Annotated in this window: 11 protein-coding genes; 3 read left to right on the plus strand and 8 right to left on the minus strand. The window is 68.0% G+C overall.

Annotated elements, in window-relative coordinates; translation table 11 throughout:
• Positions 1 to 2 precede the first annotated feature (2 nt).
• The 6 genes from ACEPPI_RS09360 to ACEPPI_RS09385 form a co-directional block, all read right to left on the minus strand.
• Positions 3 to 575 carry a hypothetical protein gene (locus ACEPPI_RS09360; RefSeq protein ID WP_373914761.1) on the minus strand — a complete coding sequence of 191 codons (573 nt, stop codon included), beginning with the start codon at positions 573 to 575 and terminating at the stop codon, positions 3 to 5.
• A complete protein-coding gene (locus ACEPPI_RS09365; RefSeq protein ID WP_373914762.1) occupies positions 569 to 1,000 on the minus strand; it encodes a hypothetical protein in 432 nt (143 codons plus the stop codon). Before ACEPPI_RS09365 ends, ACEPPI_RS09360 begins: the two co-directional genes overlap by 7 nt.
• 122 nt (positions 1,001 to 1,122) lie before the next feature.
• The gene (locus ACEPPI_RS09370; protein WP_373914763.1) at positions 1,123 to 1,422 is read right to left on the minus strand and encodes a hypothetical protein; all 300 of its coding nucleotides are present in this window, start codon (positions 1,420 to 1,422) and stop codon (positions 1,123 to 1,125) included.
• 191 nt (positions 1,423 to 1,613) lie between these two features.
• The gene (locus ACEPPI_RS09375; protein WP_329316731.1) at positions 1,614 to 2,861 is read right to left on the minus strand and encodes a helix-turn-helix domain-containing protein; all 1,248 of its coding nucleotides are present in this window, start codon (positions 2,859 to 2,861) and stop codon (positions 1,614 to 1,616) included.
• An 814-nt stretch (positions 2,862 to 3,675) separates the two neighbouring features.
• Positions 3,676 to 4,074, minus strand: a complete 399-nt coding sequence (locus ACEPPI_RS09380) for a hypothetical protein (RefSeq protein ID WP_373914764.1) — start codon at positions 4,072 to 4,074, stop codon at positions 3,676 to 3,678.
• 34 nt (positions 4,075 to 4,108) lie between these two features.
• Positions 4,109 to 11,587, minus strand: a complete 7,479-nt coding sequence (locus ACEPPI_RS09385; RefSeq protein ID WP_373914765.1) for a polymorphic toxin-type HINT domain-containing protein — start codon at positions 11,585 to 11,587, stop codon at positions 4,109 to 4,111.
• A gap of 484 nt (positions 11,588 to 12,071) precedes the next feature.
• Here ACEPPI_RS09385 and ACEPPI_RS09390 point away from each other — a divergent pair, with 484 nt between their 5' ends.
• The 3 genes from ACEPPI_RS09390 to ACEPPI_RS09400 all read left to right on the plus strand — a co-directional run bounded on the left by ACEPPI_RS09390 (position 12,072) and on the right by ACEPPI_RS09400 (position 18,487).
• Positions 12,072 to 15,287 (plus strand): DNRLRE domain-containing protein, encoded by a 3,216-nt coding sequence (locus ACEPPI_RS09390; RefSeq protein WP_373914766.1) that lies wholly within the window; start codon positions 12,072 to 12,074, stop codon positions 15,285 to 15,287.
• Positions 15,288 to 15,373: 86 nt separating this feature from the next.
• On the plus strand, positions 15,374 to 16,057 hold the full coding sequence (locus tag ACEPPI_RS09395; protein ID WP_373914767.1) for a hypothetical protein: 684 nt from the start codon (positions 15,374 to 15,376) through the stop codon (positions 16,055 to 16,057).
• Positions 16,058 to 16,270: 213 nt separating this feature from the next.
• A complete protein-coding gene (locus ACEPPI_RS09400; protein ID WP_373914768.1) occupies positions 16,271 to 18,487 on the plus strand; it encodes a germacradienol/geosmin synthase in 2,217 nt (738 codons plus the stop codon).
• 62 nt (positions 18,488 to 18,549) lie between these two features.
• Here ACEPPI_RS09400 and ACEPPI_RS09405 read toward each other — a convergent pair whose 3' ends face one another.
• Both ACEPPI_RS09405 and ACEPPI_RS09410 read right to left on the minus strand, forming a co-directional pair.
• Positions 18,550 to 19,788, minus strand: coding sequence for a GNAT family N-acetyltransferase (locus ACEPPI_RS09405; RefSeq protein WP_373914769.1), 1,239 nt, complete (start codon positions 19,786 to 19,788; stop codon positions 18,550 to 18,552).
• 60 nt (positions 19,789 to 19,848) lie between these two features.
• Positions 19,849 to 21,102: a YncE family protein gene (locus ACEPPI_RS09410; RefSeq protein WP_373914770.1), complete on the minus strand. Its 1,254-nt coding sequence runs from the start codon at positions 21,100 to 21,102 to the stop codon at positions 19,849 to 19,851.
• Positions 21,103 to 21,129 lie beyond the last annotated feature (27 nt).

Below are 21,129 nucleotides of genomic sequence, written 5' to 3' on the forward strand. Positions count from 1 at the left end.
GCTCATCTCCTAAATCGACTCTGAATCGCCAGCAGACGCTCGCGACTAACGATTCGGTCATCCTCCTTCAAACGCGAGAGGAGATCAAAACTCAAAGCATCCAAAGAGGGTGCGGAAGCTGTACGCTGCTGAAATTCCGCCTCCTGGGCGAAGAGCGCAGCACCTGGAAGGTTCTGGTCCAATTGCCCCATCGCAGTCAGGCACGAATGTGCACACTTGAGCGCATCTTCAACGTCGCCAGTGGAGCGATAGAGGGCCGCGTAACGCATCGCCAGCACCGAGTAGAAGGAATAGATACCCGCTACGTCGATGATCTCCTCGTCGGACGGTTCGAGCTCCCGGAAACCCTCCAGAGACTCCACCGAAACGCGGAATGAATCTGCCGGGACTTCAGGATCCCAAAGATTCTCCAGGAGGTGGACGACGACATCGGAGTCACTACTCCGCGCGGGATCGGTTCCGCACAGCCCTGTGAACACCTGCGCCATCCGCTCCGCGCAGCCAGCCACGAAGGTTGCAACCTGAGTCTGCGACTGCCCCCGTAGGGTCGCCGCAACAGCCTCGTCGACTACCACTCAAAGCTCCTCTGGCGAGTTGTGGTTTTACCATTTCCCGGGTACACCTCGCCCATCATCTTACCGCCAGTGCCCCGGATGAGCGGCGCACACCTACCCAGGCAGACATTACGGGAAGTACCTCCCGAAATGGGAGTCCATCCCATTTCGTTGATGAAGAGCAGGGCATTCTGTTCCGCGTGGGTGTCGGGGATATTGTCGGCGACGATTTCACCCTTGCCGATGGCCGACATCTGCGCGGGGGTCAAGCCATCACCAGATCCGGCAACGACATTGATCGGACCATGCGGAGTGTCCGCCCTGATTACAGCCACCGTACTCACGTTCTTGCGAACGAATTCGTCCGGCTCGGCGGCATGAATTTCACTCGCCCGTGCCGAGAGATTGCAATTGTGGACGAGCACCGGCGTGGCGCCTGCCAGCACATAGTACGTGTGCTGGCAGCCCCTCCCCTATCTGCTTTTATGCAGGTGGGGAGGGGTTTTGGCGTCCGCCGGAGTCCGTGGTTGTGCGCCTGAATCCGTGGTTGTTGCCGTCGCTACTGCCGTCAGGAGCCGGGGTTCTCGGGCGGGGCGGGGATGCGGTCGCCGCGTGATTCGGCGACCCGGAGTGCGTCGGTCAGGGCTTCGGTCAGCCGGCAGGCAAGCCACCGGTACTCGACGGCCGAGAGCATTTTGGCTCCGGGAACCACGACTCCTCGGGCGTACTTCATGAGCTCCTCGCCCATGTCGAGTTGTACTTCTTCGATGCTGTCGGCGAGGGAGGAGAGGTAGCCCCTGCCGTCGGTGCTGAGGTAGCAGGGGTTCCCGTCCTGAGTGGTCCATGGCAGTAAGCGAGGGCCGGTCACGCCTGCCGCTGCGTCGTGCAGCTCCCTCCGTCGCATGCGGTCTGCGTCGGTCCTGGATGTGCTCACGATCCACCCCCACCTGGGTAGCCGAATGGAATACGGCGACCGTAGGTGCCTACCGTCCGTCACTCCATCGATGAGGCATGCCAGTTGGCGACGCAGCGTGCCGGAAGTATCGCGTTACGTGGCAGCTACCCGACGACGCCCAGGTAGTCGGCCATCTCGCGCATCTCCGTCGTGAGGGTGCGCTTGCGCTTGCCGAGGATCTCCTGCATGGTCTCGGCGGCCATGTTCTGGTGCCGCATCCACTCCGGGGCCGCCTCCCGGGCGCGGGTCAGCTCATCCATGGCGGCCGACAGGTCACCGGTGCGCGTGTGGGCGCGCGCCACGTCGAGGGTGAAGCGGTTCCCGTCGTTCGTGCTGGGCCTGCCCAAGCGCTTCCACGCCTTCGGCGACAACTCCTCTTGCTCGCCCGCCCTGCGCACCACGGCGCGCGCGTCTCCTACGACCATGGAGTCTTCGAGAGCCTTCATCGCCGCTGTGACCGGCCCGAAGACGGACCAGTGCCGGGAGACGTTGCGGTGCGACGTACCAACAGCAGCCGCCGCCACCCGGGCTGCTTTCCGGTACTCCTTGGCCGCATCCGGGCGGTTGTTGCGAGCGGCCGCGGCTGCGGCCTCCATCGCCAGACCGCCCCACACCGCGTAATGGTCCGACTCGGCCCCGGTGATCTTCGGCTCCACCGCGTCCATGCTCTGGGCCGCGATCCGCTCCGCCTCGTCCAGCCGGCCCTGCCGCACCAGCAGCCAGCACATACCGCCGACGCCCGAGCCTGCCGCGAGCTTGTCCCCGGCCTGCCGGGCATCCGTGATCGCGCTGGCCAGAGCGGTGTACGCGATGTCGTACTGCCGGACCTGGGTCAGGTAAGTACCGGCCAGACGCAGCGCCTCCGCGCGGGCCAGCAGGGCCTGCCGGTGCTCGTCTCCACTGTCGTAGTAGGCAACGGCCCTCGCGGCATCGCGCAGCAGATCCGGCAGTTGAGCCGCGACGCTCTTGTAGCTGTCGGAGAAGTAGAGGACCCGCGCGTCCCCCACCGTCCGGCTGAAGGCACGCAGGTTGGGTTCCTCGCCCACCACCTCGGCGTCCTGGTCCACGAGCCCAACAGCCGGGGTGAGTACGGCTCGAAGCTGGATCAGGTTGACCCGGTTCGGCTCCTCTGCGCGGCCCACGGGTTCGGGGGCGTCGGACGCCATCAGCGCGCCGGTGGTCACGCCCAGTGCGCGGGCCAGCGCGTGAAGGGTTTCCATGCGGACCGTGCCGCCCTGCTCTACCTTGCGCACTGTCCCCGGCGAGACGCCTGCGGCGTGGGCCAGTTCTTCCTGGCTCATCCCGGCCCGACGCCGGTACTTACGGACGTTGTCCGCCAGTTCCGTAATCATCAGCTGACCACCTCCAGCGCCACGGTACGCCGGTCCGACGAGTCAACCGAGGGCTATCCGGCAGATACCCGCCCGAAGCGGTGACCCACCACCGGCTCGGTGCCGGTCAGGTGGCCGGACAGTGCAGGGCCGGCGCCCCAGCAACATCGGGGCCTGAGCGGGAGGGGTCCCTCGTCGGTCGGGCAGCTTCGCCGTACCAGGGTTCTCCGGGGGCCGCCAAGGCTCACCGGTGACGCTTGCGCTTGGCCTTGGCGGCCCCCGGGGGTTCCTGGTACGCCTCCGGTGACCGGGCGACGAGGGACGCCTCCCGCGACCCGACCACCCATCACCACGACGGAGCCGCACCCGTAGGTCGGCCTCCTCCACCCTCGGAGAGAGGGCCGGGGCCTGGGGCAGAGCCCCAGAACCATCCACGCTGAAGGCTGTTGCGCGCCCGGACCAGCGGGGCGGCCGGCAAGCGGGGCGGAGACAGGAGCGGGCGGCGGCCCCGAGGGGCCGGAGCGCGCGCGGGCCGCGTCAGCGGGCCGCCTTGATCAAGTAAAGAAACTCTGAACAGCTCGACAGCTCAGCCGTCGGCCCCCTTCGTTCTGGGCTGGGCTCACGACCACTTGGCGCCCACCATCGAGCCTGATGGCGACGACGAACCACCCACGTTGTGCAGCACCCATCCACCGCCGTTGCCGTCAACTGCTGCCGTCAAGACGGCCAGAAGCCCCACCGGAGTGATATCCCGATGGGGCTTCGGCTCATTCAATCTCTACCAGACGTTCCCGCCGAGTCCCAGCGGCAGACCTCGGCTCCTTCGGAAGTCTGCTCAGACTGGCCTGATGCGCCTAATTTCGTCTCTACTCGCACGTAGATCCGCCAGCAGTTGCTGATAGTCGCCGCCAGATGGAGTACTTCCGGAGATCCAGATTTGCTGGTACTTCAACCACGTTTCCCAACATTTCTTGAGTACACCTTCTAGAGCAACCGATAGCCCCATAAGGCCCTTGTCGGGAAGGCCTCCTTTTGCGCTGATCTGGTAAGAAACATTGAAGCGTCCATGCTCGGCCAGAAGTTCGCCGATTGATTCATTGATCGAGTTTGACGTATAGTCGCTCGAAATTACATAGATCACGAAATTCACAAAGTGAACTCGCGTGGGACCCTTAAGTTCGGGAGGCACGGACCACGCTTCTGGCAGGTCATCCAGCCAGTCAAACTCATCCACTCATACCTCTTCTCCCCGCAGGACCCCATTTGATTCACTGGCCCGCGCGACGCAGGAAGACCGCCAGCTCTCTGATTGTCCCTTGGGCCGGAACATTCGGGACTCCACCTGCCTGCAAAACCCTCGCACAGTAATGAAAGCACGTTTCTGTCGCAGCGTCATAGGTGCCAGTGACTCCCCTCTCAAGAAATACCTCTTGATAGGCCATAGCACCACCAGGGTTCGGCAGATTGAAAGTCACCGAACGTGCGCTGGGCGAAACGGCTCCTGTGAAGGCCTCTGACCTAACTGGCGTAGCGATCGTTTCACCTCCTACCTCCACCAGACCACCGACCTGGTGCGTGTGAAGAGTCTCTCCACCCGCACTGACCTCGATCGAAGCATGGCCACCGTCGTAATGGATCGTCGCTGTGCCACCACAATTGTGAACCAGGACCGGGGTAGCGCCAGCCAGCACATAGTACGTGTGGAGGTCGGCGACGGTGAGGTTGTAGACAGTGGCATCGGGCGAAGTCGAGCGTTTGATCGCTGTGATCTGGACGCGAGTTCCGCTGCTGACGCGAAGCCACTGGCCTACCTGGAGGTCGGTCGCGTCGATCCACTTCGCGAGGTCGACTGCCCAGAAGGGGTGTTTATCGGTGGCGGTGATGACCTGGGTGGCGGTTCCGGCGCTGCCGTCGGTGTCGATGGTGATTTCGACGAGGTTCTTGGTTCCCTGGCCCAGGATTGTCGCGGTGACGTCCTTGGCGACCGTCTCGCCCGTTTCGGGGTCGGTGGCGACGACCTTGTCACCCACCTGCAGGTCCGCGATTTCCTTGGTGGATCCGTCTGCCATAAGGACAGCGGTTCCAACAGCGAAGCTGTTGCAGGGCACTGGTGCCGGCGCGGCTGCTGCCGCCTCGCTGGATCCGCCCTTGGCAGCCATCTTCGAGGCGATCCTGGAAGCGGCTTCGCCAGCTCCCTTGGCGATCACCTTTGCTGCTGCTGCAACGTATGGCGCTGCCGCGGCGGTGGCGGCGCTCATGGCTGCTCCCCATAGGGCGCCGGTGGCCATGTCCTTGAGCTGGCCCTTGATGCTGTGGTCAGCGTTCGGGTCCATGAAGTTGGATACTGCGGCGCCTGCGGCTCCTGCGACCGCGCCGCAGCCGGCGACGAGAGCAAAACCAGCTCCGCCTGTCACCGCAGCTGCTCCGCCTGCAGCGGTTACGCATGCAATCCCGGCGCCGACTTCAACAACCGTCGAGACGATAAAGACCTTGTTTTCTTGCCAGACCTTGTTTACCTTGCTGACTGCCTTTTTCGCGTTGCACATCGAGAAGAAGCCGCAGCTAGAGGACTTCTTGCTCGCTCCGCCGGTGTGCCCGCCTGTGCCCGTGACCCGCTTGGGGTAGGGGCCGCTCCTGGGCTTGCTGCCATACGTCCCGTAGTCCCACGTCGGGTCTGTGAAGTCCTGGGTGGGCGTCATTCCGAGGTGATCTGGATGCCAGACGCTGTCGGGGTTGTTGACGCTGCACCCGTCGCAGAACAGACCGGAGGGATCGGCTCCGCCGATGGGGTTGCCGTTGGAGTAGGTGTACCCGTTCATCTGGAGCGGGTCGGTGATGTCGATGATGGGGTCGACGGAGATGAAGCGGCCGGTGGTGGATTCGTATTCGCGGGCGCCGAGGTGGGTCAGGCTGGTGTTGGTGTCGTCGACGCCGCTGCCGAGGAAGCCCCGGTTTCCAGGCCAGTTGCCGGGCTGGGTGCCGCGGGGGTTTCCGTACGGGTCGCCCTTTCTCCGGGTGATGCTCTGGCCGGTGCTCTGGTCGATGGTGGTGGTGGCGGTGCCGTGGTGATCGGAGAGCTGGACGCTGAGCTTGTGGTTGTCGGGCTTGCCGCCGGTCTGCCGGACGGTGGTGGCTCCGGGGCCCGCGTAGTAGCGGACGGCGTCCAGGGGCTGCCCGGCCTTGTTGACGGTGACTTCGGCATCCCCGAGGTAGAGGGTGCGGCTGCTGGCGGTCTCCTCGATGAGGCGGTTGCCGGAGGCGTCGTAGATGTAGGTGGTCGTGGTGTCGAAGCTGAACTGCTGGGGACCGGTGGCGTTGCAGGACCACAGCTGGAGGTCGCTGCCGTCGGCGGCGCTGTTGGGGACGTCGACGCACTGGTTGGTGGCCGGGTTGTTCAGGGACTTGTCGCCGGCGCGGTAGACGAACTTCTGCTTGTCGCTGCCGTCGCAGGTGGCCAGGACCAGCTTGGTGCCGCTGGTGGTCAGGCACTTGTCCAGGGCGCGGACGGTGTTGCCGGTCAGGCGCCACTGCTGCGCCTTGGTTTCGTTGCAGGGGTAGATCTGGACGGGGGTGCCGTCCGCTGTGCCGCCGCTTTCGACGTCGATGCACTTGCCGGAGGCTCCGATGACGGAGGCGGCGCCGATGCCGGGGCTGGTGGCGGAGGTGAGCTTGTTGCGGCGGTCCCAGTTCAGGGTCTGGGTGTCGCCGTCGATGCGCCGGCTGGTGGTGTTGCCGGAGGCGTCGTAGGCGTAGTTGGTGAGCGAGGTGACGGTGGAGCCCGGGTTCCGGGTGGTCTTCTCGGCCTTGGACAGTGCGTGGGGCTTTGTGGTGACGGGCGGCTGGCTGCCGTTCGCGGTGACGCCGTAGGTGTAGGTGGTCTCGTCGTCGAGGGCGCTGTTGGTCAGGTCCTTGTTGACGAGCTTGGTGCGGTTGCCGATGGCGTCGAACTGGTATTCCTGCCAGAAGCCGTCGCCGTCCGGGCCGGGTGTGACGTCAGCGAGGCTGGGGCCGGTGCAGGCCGAGGTCTTGCCGGTCCAGGCCTTGGTGAGCTGGCCGATCGGGTTGTAGGCGAAGCACTGGCGGTCCTCGCGGCCGCCGGGCTGGCTGTCGGTGATGGAGGTGATGTTGCCGGCGGGGTCGTAGGCGTAGGAGACGTCGCTGATCCGGTTCGGGCCGGTCTCCCGGTCGGTGATCTGGTTGGTGACCTGCCCGGAGTTCGGGTTGTACTGCGTGGTGGTCCACACCCGGTTCGGCGCGTTGCCCGAGGCGGTGCGCAGGACCTCGCCGTACGGGCTGTACTTGACGTCGGCGGTGTACCAGGCCAGCCCGGACATGCTCTGGGGCAGGCCGTCGGAGTTGTAGCGGGTGATCAGCTTCTCGGCGGCGAGGCCGCCGGGGGTTGCCGGGCTGGTGGTGGACTGCACCTTGCCCGTGGGGGTGTAGGTGACGTTCGAGGCGTAGGTGCCGGCGAGGCCCTTCGTGCCGGGGACGTCCGGGATGGTGATCTTCGAGCCGGTGGGCCGGTACTCGGCGTCGTAGCTGGTGACCTCGCTCTTGTACGCGGCCCCGCCCTCGTACCGGGTGGAGGAGACGGGCAGGCCCTTGGCACCCGGCAGGGAGTCGAAGGCCCATGAGGCGACGAGCGGTCCGTTCGCCGCGTCGTCGTGCAGCTCGGTGGGACGCCCGAGGGCGTCGTAGACGGTGTACTGGGTGCGGCCGGAGGAGTCCTTGGCCCAGGTCTGCTGGTCGAGGTTGTCGAAGCCGAATTCGGAGCGTCCGGTGTCCGGATCCTCCGAGGCGGTCTGGCGGCCGCGGACGTCGTACTCGTACGCCCACTTGTTGCCGGCGGCGTCCGTGACGGACGTCAGCTTGTTGCGGATGTCGTAGGCGTAGGACGTCCTGTTCCACGTCGTCAGGTCACTCGACGTGGCGCGCTCGATCGCAGAGGTCCGGCCCAGCACGTCGGTCCAGGTCTTCGACGCCGTGCTCCCCTTGAGGGGGGTGGTGCCGTCGGCGGACATGGCCGAGCGGGTGAGGGTGTAGTCACCCTCGTACTGCGCGGTGGCGGAGTACTGGGGGACGTCGGCGAACAGGGTCGTGGTGCGGACGGCGCGGCCCAGGCCGTCGTAAGCGGTCTGGGTGGAGTTGGGGAGCTGGAAGACGCTTTCCGGGACGAAGATCTTCTTCTCGGGTGCGCCCTCGGCGTAGTAGCCGTTGTTGGTCTGGCGGACCGTTCCGTTGGCGCCGTACAGCGTGTCGGTGATGATCCGGCCGCCGCCCGAGGCTTCGCCCTGGCTCTGGCGGGGGCGCAGCATGCCGTCGTAGATGGTGACGGCCTGGGCGTAGGTGCCGTCGTCTTGGAGGACGCTGGTGGTGACGACGGGGGGTTCGTGCTCGGCGATCTGGTAGGTGAATGTCGAAGCGGGCTTGTCGGTGCCGGGCTTCTGGGAAGGTGTCCAGACTGCGGTGGACCGGCCGAGGCTGTCGTAGGAGGTGGTGGTCTTGCGGCCGTTGGCGTCGGTGTCCTCAAGGGTGACGCCGCGGCCGGGGTCGCTCTTGGTGGTGCTCGTCTGGCCGAGCGGGTTGGTACCCGATACGGAGAAGACGGCCCCGACGGAGGGGCTGTACACCGTGGTGGAAGCGTTTCCGGCGGCGTCGTAGACCTTTACGGAGCGGCCGAGGGCGTCGTACTCGGTGCGGGCGGTGGTGATCCAGCCGGTGCCGTTCGAGTCGTTGGTGTCGACCTGGTAGATGAGCCCCTTGGTGGGGGCGGTGCCGAACGCTCCGAGCGCGTCGTAGGACGTGCGGGAGTCGGAGAGCAGAGCCGCGGTGGCGGCCTGCGCGCAGGCACCGTCGGTGGTACGGACGCGCTGCGGGAAGCCGATCAGGTTCTTGCTGGTGTTGTGGACGTAGGTCGTCGTGGCACACGTCTGCTGGGTGGTCTGCCACCCGCCGGTGCCGTTGGGGCTGATCGCCTCGTTCTGGACGGTCTGGGTGAGTCCGTAGGTGGGCTCGAAGTCGGTGCGGGTCCGCAGGATCCGGGTGGCGCCGCCGCTGACCGTCTGGATGGAGTCGGTGCGTGAGGTGCCCGACCGGAAGGCGTTCAGGGGGGTGGTGCCGTCACGGGGCCTCGTTGCCGTCTGCTGGCTCCACGGCCAGTTCAGGCTGCGGGAGACCACGCTCCCGCCGGCCTTGGTGTAGGTGATGCTTTCGGCGGCCCGGCCCTGGTACTGGGGCAGGTCCTCACCGAGGTCCTCGGCGTTGGAGGAGTCCTTGATGGTGATCTTGGGGCGGCCGGCGTCGCCGGACATGCCGCGGAAGTACCGGGTGCGGGTCTGGGACTGCTCGGTGGCATCGGGCTTGCCCGCGTTGGCGGTGACGCCCTTGCCCGTGACGACGCTGGCATAGCCGCGCCACTGGCTGTAGGTGCGCAGCTCGGGCTTGGAGAACTCATCGCTTTCCTTGGCCCAGGCCGCGTCGCCTTCGTAGGTGTAGTTGGTGGTGACGTCGGGCTGGCGGGCGACTCGGTCCTTCTCGGTGACCTTGTCGACGACGTACTTGTTGAACCACTCCAGCGGAGGCTTCTCCAGGTCGCCGTCCGGCGACCAGTACACCGGGAAGCAGCGGGCGGTGTTCTCCTCCGGCTTGGGGTGCGCGCCGCCAACGGGGCAGGGCGCGGAGTAGCCGACGGAGATCTCGCCGCCGGTCTCGGTGCGGATGGTTTCCACACGAAGGCGGTCGAAGTCCGGGGTCGCGTCGGTCGGACCGGTCGCGACGCGGTTGGGCATGTCCTGGACGTTGGCGACGAAGGAGACCGGCGGAAGCGTGGCGGCTTCCTGGTTTCCGGCACCATCCTTGGCGGCGCCGTAGCCGGTGCGGGTGATGGACTCCAGCCAGAGCGGCGGGTGGGTGTCGGTGCGCTGACGGGGGAAAGACTGAGTCAGGTCCCAGCGGTCCACCAGGGACAGCGCGGTGGTGCCCTCGGTGCGCTGGCCATAGGTGGTGACGGAGGTCAGGCGCAACCGAGTCCAGAACGTCGGGGAGCCGACGTAGCAGTCCTTCGCGGTCGGCTTGCAGTTCAGAGTGGAGGGGGTGTCCCACCACGGTTGCTTGTCACCGTAGTTATTGCCCTCGAACTCTGTATTCGAGCACTGGGTGGTGCCTTCCTTGACGCAGCGTTCGTCGACCTTGAACTCGACCTTGGCAGCGGGAGGACCGGAGAGGTTGTCGCTGCGCAGACCGTAGGTGATCTGGGTCGGGTATCCGGCCCTGGTGTAGGTGACCGCTTCCTTGAACTTGGAGTTCTTGGCGTAGCGGTTGGTCTCCTTGGCCCAGTCGATGATCATCGCGTTGCCGTGTACGTCCTCGACGTAGTCGAGGTTCCAGCGCCATCCCTGGTCGCAGGAGGAAGCGGCGAAGGAGGTCTGGTAGCAGGGCTCGCCAGGATGGTTACCGAAGACCGGGACGGTGAGAACCGAGTTGGTGACCGGGCGGCTACCCGCACCGTCGACATCGTGGCGCCCGAAGAAGTAGCGGGTGCCGTCACGGGTGGTGACGACCCAGTACTCCCCGTCCTTCGCGCCGTTCGGGACCGTCGCATCCGTCTTGTGCTCGATGCGGGAGCCGTCATCGGAGGCGGGGATCCAGTTGCCGGTGGCGGCGTCGTGCACGAGTTCGGTCGTGCTGCCCCCCAGGGACATGACGACGTTGTCGCCCGCCCAGCACAGGTCGCCCTTCTTCTTGTCCGTGCTGTTGTCGTTGTTCGGCTTGGCCGGATTCGCCTTCAGGTCGTCCGCGCAGGAGCGGTAGCGCCGCTCGACGTAGCCGGGTTCGTAGTCCCAGCCGTCACCCACCCAGGAGGCCTGCCCGTTGGCCACGGACGTCTTGCCGTCAACGGCCTGCGAGGAGTACGAGAAGCCGATCTTCGGTGAGGGCCCGGCCGGCGGAGCAGGGACCGTCAGCGGGTAGGCCCACGAGAAGCCGCCGCCGCTGCCGCCCGCAGTCCAGGAACCGGACGGGGACAGGGAGGTCGCCTTGTAGGTGCCGCCCGCGCCGGAGGCGCCGTCGGACGCGGCGAGGACCATCGGTCCGCCGCTGCCGCCGGTCATGGTGCGCATGCCCTGGCCGGGTGTGGTGGCCGGGTCGACGGTGGCGCGGACGGTGCCGGTGGCGGGGTCGTTGACGCTCGGGACGTCCTGGGCGACGGAGCACTCGGGAAGCTGCGGGGTGTCCAGGAAACAAGCGGGGAGCTGCTTGAGCTGCAGGCGGGTGGCCCACTCGGTGCCGTAGAGGTCCTTGAACTTCTTGTAGTCCAGCTGGACGTCGACCGGTGTCGATCCCTCGGCGGGCGGAGTGACCTTGATCAGCGCGCCGTCGACGTTGGCCGCCTCGGTCGCCGCGCGGTTCTCGACACCCACCGTCCAGGTGCCCGAGGGCGCCGGGGGCGTCGGGTTCTCCGGCGTCGGAGAGGCCTTGCCGATGCTCACGGGAAGCGTGCCCGCCTGCACCAGCTGGTCACCAGTCAGCGGAACCGCGACGCTGCCGGCCGCCGGAGGCGTCGTCTTCGACGGCTCGTACTCGGGTGGCGACTGGACGGGAGCCCCCGCCCAGCCTTCGAGTTTGGCGGCTTCGACCTTGTCGAGCTTGGCCTTCATGTCCTGCTGGAGTCCGGGCAGCTGGACGCCGCTGCGGTCTCCCGGTGGTGCTGCCCAGGCCTGGATGGGCAGGAGAGTTGCGATCAGCGCCACCGAGACGGTGATGCCGGTGCGCCCGGCGAGACGCGCGCGTTTCGCGCGCGATCTCTCGTTTCCGGGCAGGCGGAAATTATGCGCCGAGAACGGCGACATGTGGACCCCCCCACGGTCTGCCCACGGTGAAGACACACGTGTAGCAGGAAACTGGCAAATGGTTCGCTGATTCTGCGGCCCGGAAGCGATCAAAAGCCATAGGGAGCTATCAGGTGTGGAGTTTATCACTTACGAAATGCATAGGTGCTAACAATTCACGCAAATCGACCACCCACAAAGGCTCTTCCCAGGTGACGGACGCCACGCGGTACGGCATGCTCAGTCCGCACATTTCATACGCGAAGGCCGGTCGGGGAGCCGGCTCTTCGCGCCGCCCGGCTATCGGGCCCATTACCTGCGAACACCCAGGGGTGGCGGATTTCGCGCGCCCGAGGGGGGAGAATTTGCCGTGTCCGAAAATGAATCCTCGGGCGAGAATTCGCCAGTGGTGTCGGAAAGAAAGCCGGCTGACGCTGCTGCTGTTCCACTCCGCTGGTTTCAGCGCCGCCGGAACCTCGGCGGCCTCGCCGCACTGCTGGCCGTCGCCGTGGCGGTACCCGTCGGTCTGAGCCTGCCGGGCGATGACGGCAAGCCGCACGCGAAGGCCGAGCCGACGCGTGGCGCCGGTGTGCCCGTCACCGCCGCCGAGGCCCGCCGGGAAGCCGCCAAGGCCGGGAAAGAGGTCGAGGTCACCGCTGAGGCGAGCGCGCACACCAGCACGTGGGCGCAGCCGGGCGGGACGTTCAAGCTGCGGGTTTCGAGTCTGGCGACGCGGGCCAAGGTCGGCAATGAGTGGAAGCCGGTCGACACGACCCTGCAGCGGGTGGAGGACGGGTTCGCACCGAAGGCCGTGAACGGGCGCGTGGTGTTCAGCGCCGGCAGCAAGGCTCAGTCCGGTGGTGGGGACCGTGCGTCGCGCGGTGTGTCCCGGGTGGCGCTGATCCGCCCCGCGATCGCGAAGGCGGACGGACCCGCACCCGAGTGGAGTGAGCTCGTACGGCTCAATACCGACGGGCACGATCTGATCGTGTCGTGGCCGGGACCGCTGCCCGAGCCGGTGATCTCCGGCCCCCGGGCCCTGTACGAGAACGTCCGTCCGGGCATCGACCTGGTGATGACGGCTCAGGACGGCGGCTACACGCACGTGCTGGTCGTGAAGGACAAGCAGGCGGCGGGCGACCCGCTGCTGAGCCAGTTGAACTATCAGCTGGCCTCGCCCGACCTGACGTTCCATCTGGACGAGGCGTCCAAGTCGGTCAGTGCCCAGGACGGCCAGGGCCAGGAGATCGCTGCCTCCCCGACCCCGTTCATGTGGGACTCGGCGGGCAAGGTGGCCGTCACCGAGGGTGAGCCGGAGCCGAAGCCCGCCCCCGAAGCCAAGGACCACCCCACCCTCGCCCTGCCCGGTCTCAATGGTGCCGAGGGCAATCACGCGAAGACGGCCGGCGCGGCCCTGTCGGCGGAGAACGTGCTGACGGTGGCTCCGAACGCCCAGCTGCTGAACGACGGGGACACCGTGTACCCGGTGTTCATCGACCCCTCGTTCAAGGGCCACAAGCAGAACTGGACCACCTTCTACAAGACCGAGGGCGGCTCCAGCTTCTGGAACGGCCAGAACTACAACAGTGGTTCCGGCACCCCCGAGGCCCGTGTCGGCTACGAGTCGACGACCGGCGGCACGTCCCGGGCGGCGTTCATCTTCGACTTCGGCAGCCAGCTCTACGGCTCCCAGATCCGCTCCGCGAACCTGCGCCTGCTGCAGACGTACTCCTGGGGCTGCACCGCGAAGGCCTTCGACGTCTACCACACCCCGCTGATCAACAGCTCCAGCACCTGGAACAACACGGACAACGGAACCTTCTGGGGCAAGCGGATCGCCGGCGCCACCACCGGAAACGGCTACAACAGCTCCTGCCCCGACGCCTGGGTCGGCATCGACATCAAGCCCACCGTCGAGGAAGGCGCCCGCGGCGCCTGGCAGAACCTCACCCTCGGTCTGCGCTCCCCGAACGAGAGCGACGCGAACTTCTGGAAGAAGTTCCAGGCCAACGGCGAGAGCGCCCCGTACATCGAGGTCGAGTACAACAAGGCCCCCGACGAGCCCACCGTCGCAGGCATGGACACCGTCCCCGGCGGCCTGTGCGTGACCGACGCCCCCTTCAACAAGATCGGCAAGTCCGACGTCATGTTCGAGGTCCAGGGCCGCGACGGCGACGGCAACCTCAAGCAGATCCAGTTCAAGGTCTGGCGGACCTCCGACAACCAGGTCGTCTTCGACCAGTGGATCTGGCCCGACAGCTACGGCGTCGCCCGCACCACCATCCCCTGGGAGTCCTTCGCCGCGAACACCAACTACTCCTGGACCGCCACGGCCAACGACTACGACGGATCCACCTCCGCCGCGGGCCCCGCCGGCACCGACAAGCCGTGCACCTTCACCATCGACCACTCCCAGCCGGTCAAGCCGACGATCCGCTCCGAGGACTTCCCCGCGCCCGGCCCCGACGGCGCCGAGTGGAGCAAGAACACCCTCGGCCCCGGCAAGATCACCGTCATCGCGGGCGGCACCGACCCGGCCGACATCCGCGAGTTCCAGTGGTCCCTCAACCACCCCGTCTACGACAAGAAGGCCGTCCCCGCCGCAGGCCAGGACACCGTCACCGTCGACGTGAACCCCGACAACGCCGGACCGAACCTCTTCTACGTCCGCATCGTCAACAAGGCCGGCAACCTCTCCGACCCCTTCATCTACACCTTCTACGTCCGCCCCCGCCCCGGCCTCGACGGCCCCGGCGACGTCACCGGCGACGGCAAGGCCGACCTCCTGGCCATCGACGCCGCCGGCGACCTGCGCGTCTACCCCGCCGACGCCACCGGCGACGTCGACGCCTGGATGCCCGCCGCCACCGACAACGGCAAACCCGCCCCCGCCGGCTACTGGAAGGACGCCACCGGCAAGAGCGCACTGATCGCGCACTCCACCGACTGGTACCCCGGCGACGGCATCACCGACCTCATCGCCCGCATGCCCGACGGCAAGCTCTACGTCTACCAGGGCGACGGCAACGGCCGCTTCGACATCAGCCGCCGCACCGAAGTCCTCCTCCCGCCCGGCGCACCCGACCCAGCCACCCTCACCCAGATCGTCGTCGTCCCCGACATGAACGGCGACCACGCCGAGGACATCTTCGCCACCGCCGGCGACACCTTCTGGATCCTCACCGGATACAGCGGCGCCTCCATCACCGAAGCCCGCCAGCTCTCCGCCACCAGCTGGACCAAACGCGACATCATCGACGTCCGCGACGTCACCGGCGACGGAGTCCCCGACCTACTCTTCCGCGACGACGCCGACCCCAACCGAGGCCTCGCCCTGCGCCGCGGAAAGCCCGGCACGGACGGCGGCGCCGACATCAACTCCCTCGCCCTCGCCGTCAACTCCGCCGACGGCAAGGACCTCACCTACGGCACCACCGGCTGGGACAGCACCACCTGGCCCCTCGTCCGCGGCACCCCCGACGTCAACAACGACGGCATCCCGGACATGTACCTCACCCGCAACGACGGCACCCTCCACCTCTACTACGGAGGCCGCACCGCCATCGGCAACGGCCAGCGCGTCGAGGAAGACGACTGGGCCACCGCCCGCACCATCGGCTGACCGGCACACCGCACCTCGATCGGCGAGCGCCTGGCCAGGGACACCCCCGGCCAGGCGCTCGCCTTTCTCCACCAGATAGGCACTCCATGCGATTCCCGTACGCCCGCCGTGTCGTCCCCGCGGCATCCGTGATCCTGCTGATCACCTCCTGCGGCACCGGCACCGGCACCGGCACCGGCGCCCACTCCGGTACCGGACCCTCGTCGGCAGCCGTGTCCCGGACGCCGCAGGCCCCCAAGCCCTTCACCGAGGACGAACTCGCGGCCCGCTCGCTGACGTCCCAGGACCTGCCCGACCACAAGGTCGAGGAGGCGTTTCAAGGAGCGGTCGTCTCCTCGGACAAGCCAGAATGCCGCGACCTTGCCACCGTGCTCCTCGGCGGCGCGATGACCGGCACACTCGGCCAGGTCCACACCACGGCGACCAAGGGCGTCACCGCAACGAAGGTCTCCCTCCACTCCTGGTCCGGCACGAAGGCCGGCAGCGTCCTCGCCGACGTCAAAGCGGGCGGCCAGGCATGTGGTGGCGGCTTCACAGCCGTCGGCACCGACAAGGTGAAGATCTCCAAGGTCGTAGCGGCTCCGGCCACCGGCGGCGACGAGAGCGTGGCCTACAGCGCCGAACAGGAACAGGACGGCGAGAAGTCCTCGATCGAAGTGGTCGTCGTACGTCAGGGCACCACCACCGCGACCTTCACCGCCCGCAGCACGTCCGGAGCCGCGGAACGGCCCACCGCGGTGGTGACGGCCCAGGTCGAGAAGCTCCACTGACCACGGCCCTCACGCGCACATGCTCCCGGCCCCCCTACTAGGGCCCCCTTCTAGCCCGTGCCGGGGGGTGAGCGCCGGGAAACAGGGCTCGTGTCACCTGATGAAGTGAACTCCCCCTTATCTCACCGCCGCCACGGGTAGGGCCCTGCTGATCTCGTGCGGGGGGCGGGAACCGCCGGTCCCCGCGCCCTTGAGCGAAAGGCCCGCCCCGCCGTGACGCAGCCGTTCCAACTGCCGGAGTTCTACGTGCCCTATCCGGCGCGACTCAACCCCCACCTGGAGAAAGCGAGGGTCCACACCAAGCAGTGGGCGCGCGACTTCGACATGCTGGAGGGTTCCGGCGTCTGGGAGGAGAAGGACCTCGACTCGCACGACTACGCCCTGCTGTGCTCGTACACCCACCCCGACTGCGACAGTGACGCGCTGGACCTGGTCACCGACTGGTACGTGTGGGTCTTCTTCTTCGACGACCACTTCCTGGAGATGTACAAGCGCTCCCAGGACCGCGAGGGCGCCAAGGCGTACCTCGACCGGCTCGCCGCCTTCATGCCGATGGACCTGGCGGACGGCTTCCCCGAGGCCACCAACCCCGTCGAGGCGGGACTCGCGGACCTGTGGGCGCGGACCGTTCCGGCCATGTCGATGGACTGGCGGGAACGGTTCTCCTTGTCGACGAAGAACCTGCTCGACGAGTCGATGTGGGAGCTCGCCAACATCAACATCGGGCGGGTGGCGAACCCCCTGGAGTACATCGAGATGCGCCGCAAGGTGGGCGGTGCCCCCTGGTCGGCCGGACTGATCGAGTACGTCTCCGCCGAGGTGCCCGCGCGCGTGGCGCACTCCCGGCCGCTCGGCGTGCTGCGCGACGCCTTCTCCGACGCCGTGCACATCAGGAACGACATCTTCTCCTACGAACGCGAGGTCGCCGACGAGGGCGAGCTCTCCAACGCCATCCTGGTGCTGGAGACCTTCCTCGGCTGCACCACCCAGGAGGCCGCGGAGGCCTCCAACGACCTGCTCACCTCCCGCCTCCAGCAGTTCGAGCAGACCGCGCTCGCCGAACTCCCCCAGCTCTTCGCCGACCACGCCATGAACCCCGCCGAGATCGCGGCCGTCCTCGCCTACGCCAAGGGCCTGCAGGACTGGCAGTCGGGCGGCCACGAATGGCACATGGTCTCCAGCCGCTACATGAACAAGGAGGCCAAGGCCACCGCCCCGCTCACCCTGCCCTTCCTCCCCAGCGGGCTCGGCACCACGGCCCTCGGCCTCGGTTCCCTGTTCACCCGGCGGTCCATGGAACTGCGCCGCCGCTCCTTCACCCACGTCCCCTTCGAACGCACCGGCCCGTCCGTGATCCCGGACATCCACATGCCGTTCGAGCTCTCCCTCAGCCCGCACCTCGTCTCCGCCCGCGAGGGATCGGTGGAGTGGGCGCGCCGGATGGGCCTGATCGACCCGCAGCCGGGCGATCCCGGCTCCGCGATCTGGAACGAACAGAAGCTGCGCGGCTACGACTTCGCGCTCTGCTCGGCCGGCATCGACCCCGACGCCACGCCCGAGGCACTGCTGCTCAACGCGTGCTGGCTGACCTGGGGGACGTACGGGGACGACTACTACCCGGTGGTGTTCGCCCAGTCGAGGAACCTTTCGGCCGCCAAGGCGACGACGGCCCGGCTGGTCTCGATGATCCCGGTCGACCACGCCGAACAGCCGCTGCCGCTGACCGCGATGGAGCGCTCCCTCGCCGACCTGTGGGTGCGCACCAGCCAGGGCATGACCCCGGAGGTCCGCGCCGAGTTCCGGGCGACGCTGGTGAGCATGCTGGAAAGCTGGGTGTGGGAGATGGAGAACCAGATCCAGAACCGCATCCCCGACCCGGTGGACTACGCCGAGATGCGCCGCCACACCTTCGGCTCGCACCTCACGATGTACCTGTGCCGGCTCGGCCAGGCCGGCCGCGGCATCCCCGAGGAGATCTACCGCTCCGGGACGATCCGGTCGCTGGAGAACGCGGCGGCCGACACCGCCTGCATGCTGAACGACATCTTCTCGTACCAGAAGGAGGTGGAGGTCGAGGGCGAGGTGCACAACTACGTGCTCGTCACCCGGAACTTCTTCGACATCGGCTACGAGCAGGCCCTGCACATCTGCCACGACCTGATGACGCAGCGCACCGAGGAGTTCGAGCACATCGTCGCGACGCAGCTGCCGTTGCTCTACGACGACTGGAAGCTGGACCGGGAGGCGCGTGCCGGGCTCGACGCGTACGTCGGCGAGCTGAAGGACTGGCTGTCGGGGATCCTCAACTGGCACCGCAAGTGCCGCCGTTACCGCGAGGAGGACCTGCACCGGCCGGCCGACGGCCTGTCCACGGGTGTCTGGGGCTCCGGGTTCGGCATGTCCGCGGCCCGGATCCGCCTCCCCGCCTGAGCGGGGAAGCGGGGAAGCGGGGAAGCGGGGAAGCGGGGAAGCGGGGAAGCGGCACGAGCAGGTCAGAACTCGTCCCCCGTGTGCGGGAGCGGCCCCGCCCCCAGGGCCGCGTCCAGGGCGGCGGCGGCGCCCGGGGCGTGTTCGGTCACCAGCCCGGCGGCCACCAGCTCCGTCGCCCTGGTCCCGCCCAGGTAGCAGGCGGCCAACTCCCGTACGTCCAGGGTCAGGTCGGGGGCCGCGCGGGCGGGCTCGTACGTCGCCCCGCCCGGCCCGGCCTTGAGGCGGAACCGCCCGGCGTTCGCGGGCAGCCGTACGTCGGCCAGCTGCAGCACGAGTTCCACCGGCGCCGCCCACGTCCGGGCCGTCAGCGCCGCGGCCACGTCGACCAGGCGCAGCCAGAGCGCCGGGAACTGGGCGGTGACCCTGACCTGGTCCCGGTCCGCGGCGAAGTGCAGCAGCGGGTCGTCGGCGGGGCGGCACCGGGCGCGGACGGTACCGGTCAGGTCGAGGGAGGCCACGCAGTCCCACAGCGCGGCGGCGACGGCGGGCGTGTCGGCCTCCAGTTCGTCGACGCGGACCAGGCCCGGGGTGCGGGCCGGGAAGGGGCCCGTGCCGTCCTCCGGCTTCGTGCGGTAGAGGACGTAGCCCGCCACCGGCTGTCCGGGCCGGCCGAGTGCGATGATCCGCGGCGGGCCCAACTCCTCGTCCTCCTCGTCCCGTTCGCACAGCCACTCCTGCTCCCAGCGTTCGGGGCTGCGGCTCGGCCGGCCGGCCCGGGTGCGGCGGGCGGCTTCGTGGTACGGGGCGATCACGTCGAGGGCATCGGCCGGGTCGATCAGGCGCAGCGGGCGCGGGTCGGGGGCGATCCGCAGGGCGAGCGGCCGGCTGGAGTCGATCTCGATGGTGACGCCCTGGGTGGCCGGCCCGTAGCCGAAGCGGCCGTAGATGGCCGATTCGGAGGCCCACAGGGCGGCGAGCGGGCTGCCCGCGGCCCCGGCGCGGCGCAGTCGCTCGTCCATCAACGCGGTGAGGACGCCCCGGCGCCGGTGGGTGGGGGCGACGGACACGAAGGTGAGTCCGGGGCAGTCCAGGTCGGCGCCCGGGACCGAGAGGCGGAAGGCGTGCGCGGCCATGAAGCCGACGAGCGCCTCCCCGTCGTAGGCGCCGAGCCGGTCGCAACGGCTCAGCAGGCGGTGGTGGCGTTCGCGTGCCTCCGGTTCCGGGCGGTCGTGGAAGACCAGGTACGCGAGCTCCTGGGCGCGGTCGATGTCGGCCTCGGGTACCTCGCGAATGTCCACCATGATCCGGAGACTAATCGGTCATCGCGGACTGGTCACCCCATAATGGCCGGATCCACCCGCTCAGGAGGGTGCGGGACCGCTCCAGTCGGCCGGAACGTGCCCGAGACGGACCCGTTGGGGGTGGTCTCCGACGGGGACGGAGACCCGCTTGGCTCCGGTGGCGAAGTCGATGGCGGTGACCCGGTCGGCGCCGCTCTCGGAGATGACGCAGGCCGTGCCGTCGCCGTTGACCGTCGCCCAGTAGGGCTTGTCGGCCGGGACGAGCGGCCCCTGGGCGAGGGTGGCGCGGTCCACGACGGTCGCGTAGTCGTCCATGGTCCCGGCGACGCAGAGCTTCGTGCCGTCGGGGCTCATCGACAGGCCGTGGTGGCGGGAGTCGTTGACCCAGGTGGTGCGGTCGGTGCTGGTGGCGGGGTTGACGGGCAGTTCCTTGATCCGGGTGATCCGGTCGGTCGCCACGTCGTACTCGACGACGCCGTTGAAGAAGGACACCTGGAAGTAGATCTTCGACTCGTCGGGGCTGAAGGCCATGGGCCGGACCGCGTCGGAGAGGTCGCGGCGGCCGAAGGCGTCGAGGCGTTCGCGCATGTCGATCACCCGGACCGTGCGGAAGGTCTGCGCGTCGACGACGGTGATCTTCCGGTCGCCCTTCGTCCAGTCCAGCCAGGGCGCGTCGAGGGCGGAGGTCACGTCACCGATCGAGCTGTTCCACAGGTAACGGCCGTCGCGGCTGAAGGTGTTCTCGTGCGGCTTGTCGCCGGTGGCGAACGAACCGGCCTGGCGACCGGTGGCGATGTCGAGGACGTGCACGGTGTTTGCGGTGGACGCGGACACGGCGACGCGGGTGCCGTCGGGCGAGACCGCCATGTGGTCGGCGCGGTAGCCGGCCACGGCGAAGCGCCAGTTGATCCGGCCGGTGCGCACGTCGATGGAGACGACGTCGGCGAAGCTGGGGCGGGAGACCACGACCGCGGAGCCGTCCGGGGTGGTGTACATGTCGTCCGCGAACTGGTCGTGGCCCTCTCCGGCGCCGGCCCGGATGCCGAGGAAGAAGGCGAGCTTGACGGGGTTGAGGTAGATCTCCCGCAGCCGCTCCTCCTTGTCGGGGATCACGTTGATCCGGCCGATCCGGGCGAGGTCGCCGGTCGAGGCGAGGGCGTCGGCGGTGCCGTCCCAGTTGTTCGCGACGAACAGCACCTCGCGCAGGGGTTCGGCGGGGGCCGCCGCCCGGCCGGGCGCGGCCAGGACGGTGACGGCGGTGGCTGCGAGGAGGACCGCGGCCATCGGGTACCGGGTGCGCAGGCTTCGTAACATCCGTTCAACTCCGTAAGGGGGTAAGGG

The organism is Streptomyces sp. AB3(2024), from assembly GCF_041862025.1.
Classification (GTDB): domain Bacteria; phylum Actinomycetota; class Actinomycetes; order Streptomycetales; family Streptomycetaceae; genus Streptomyces.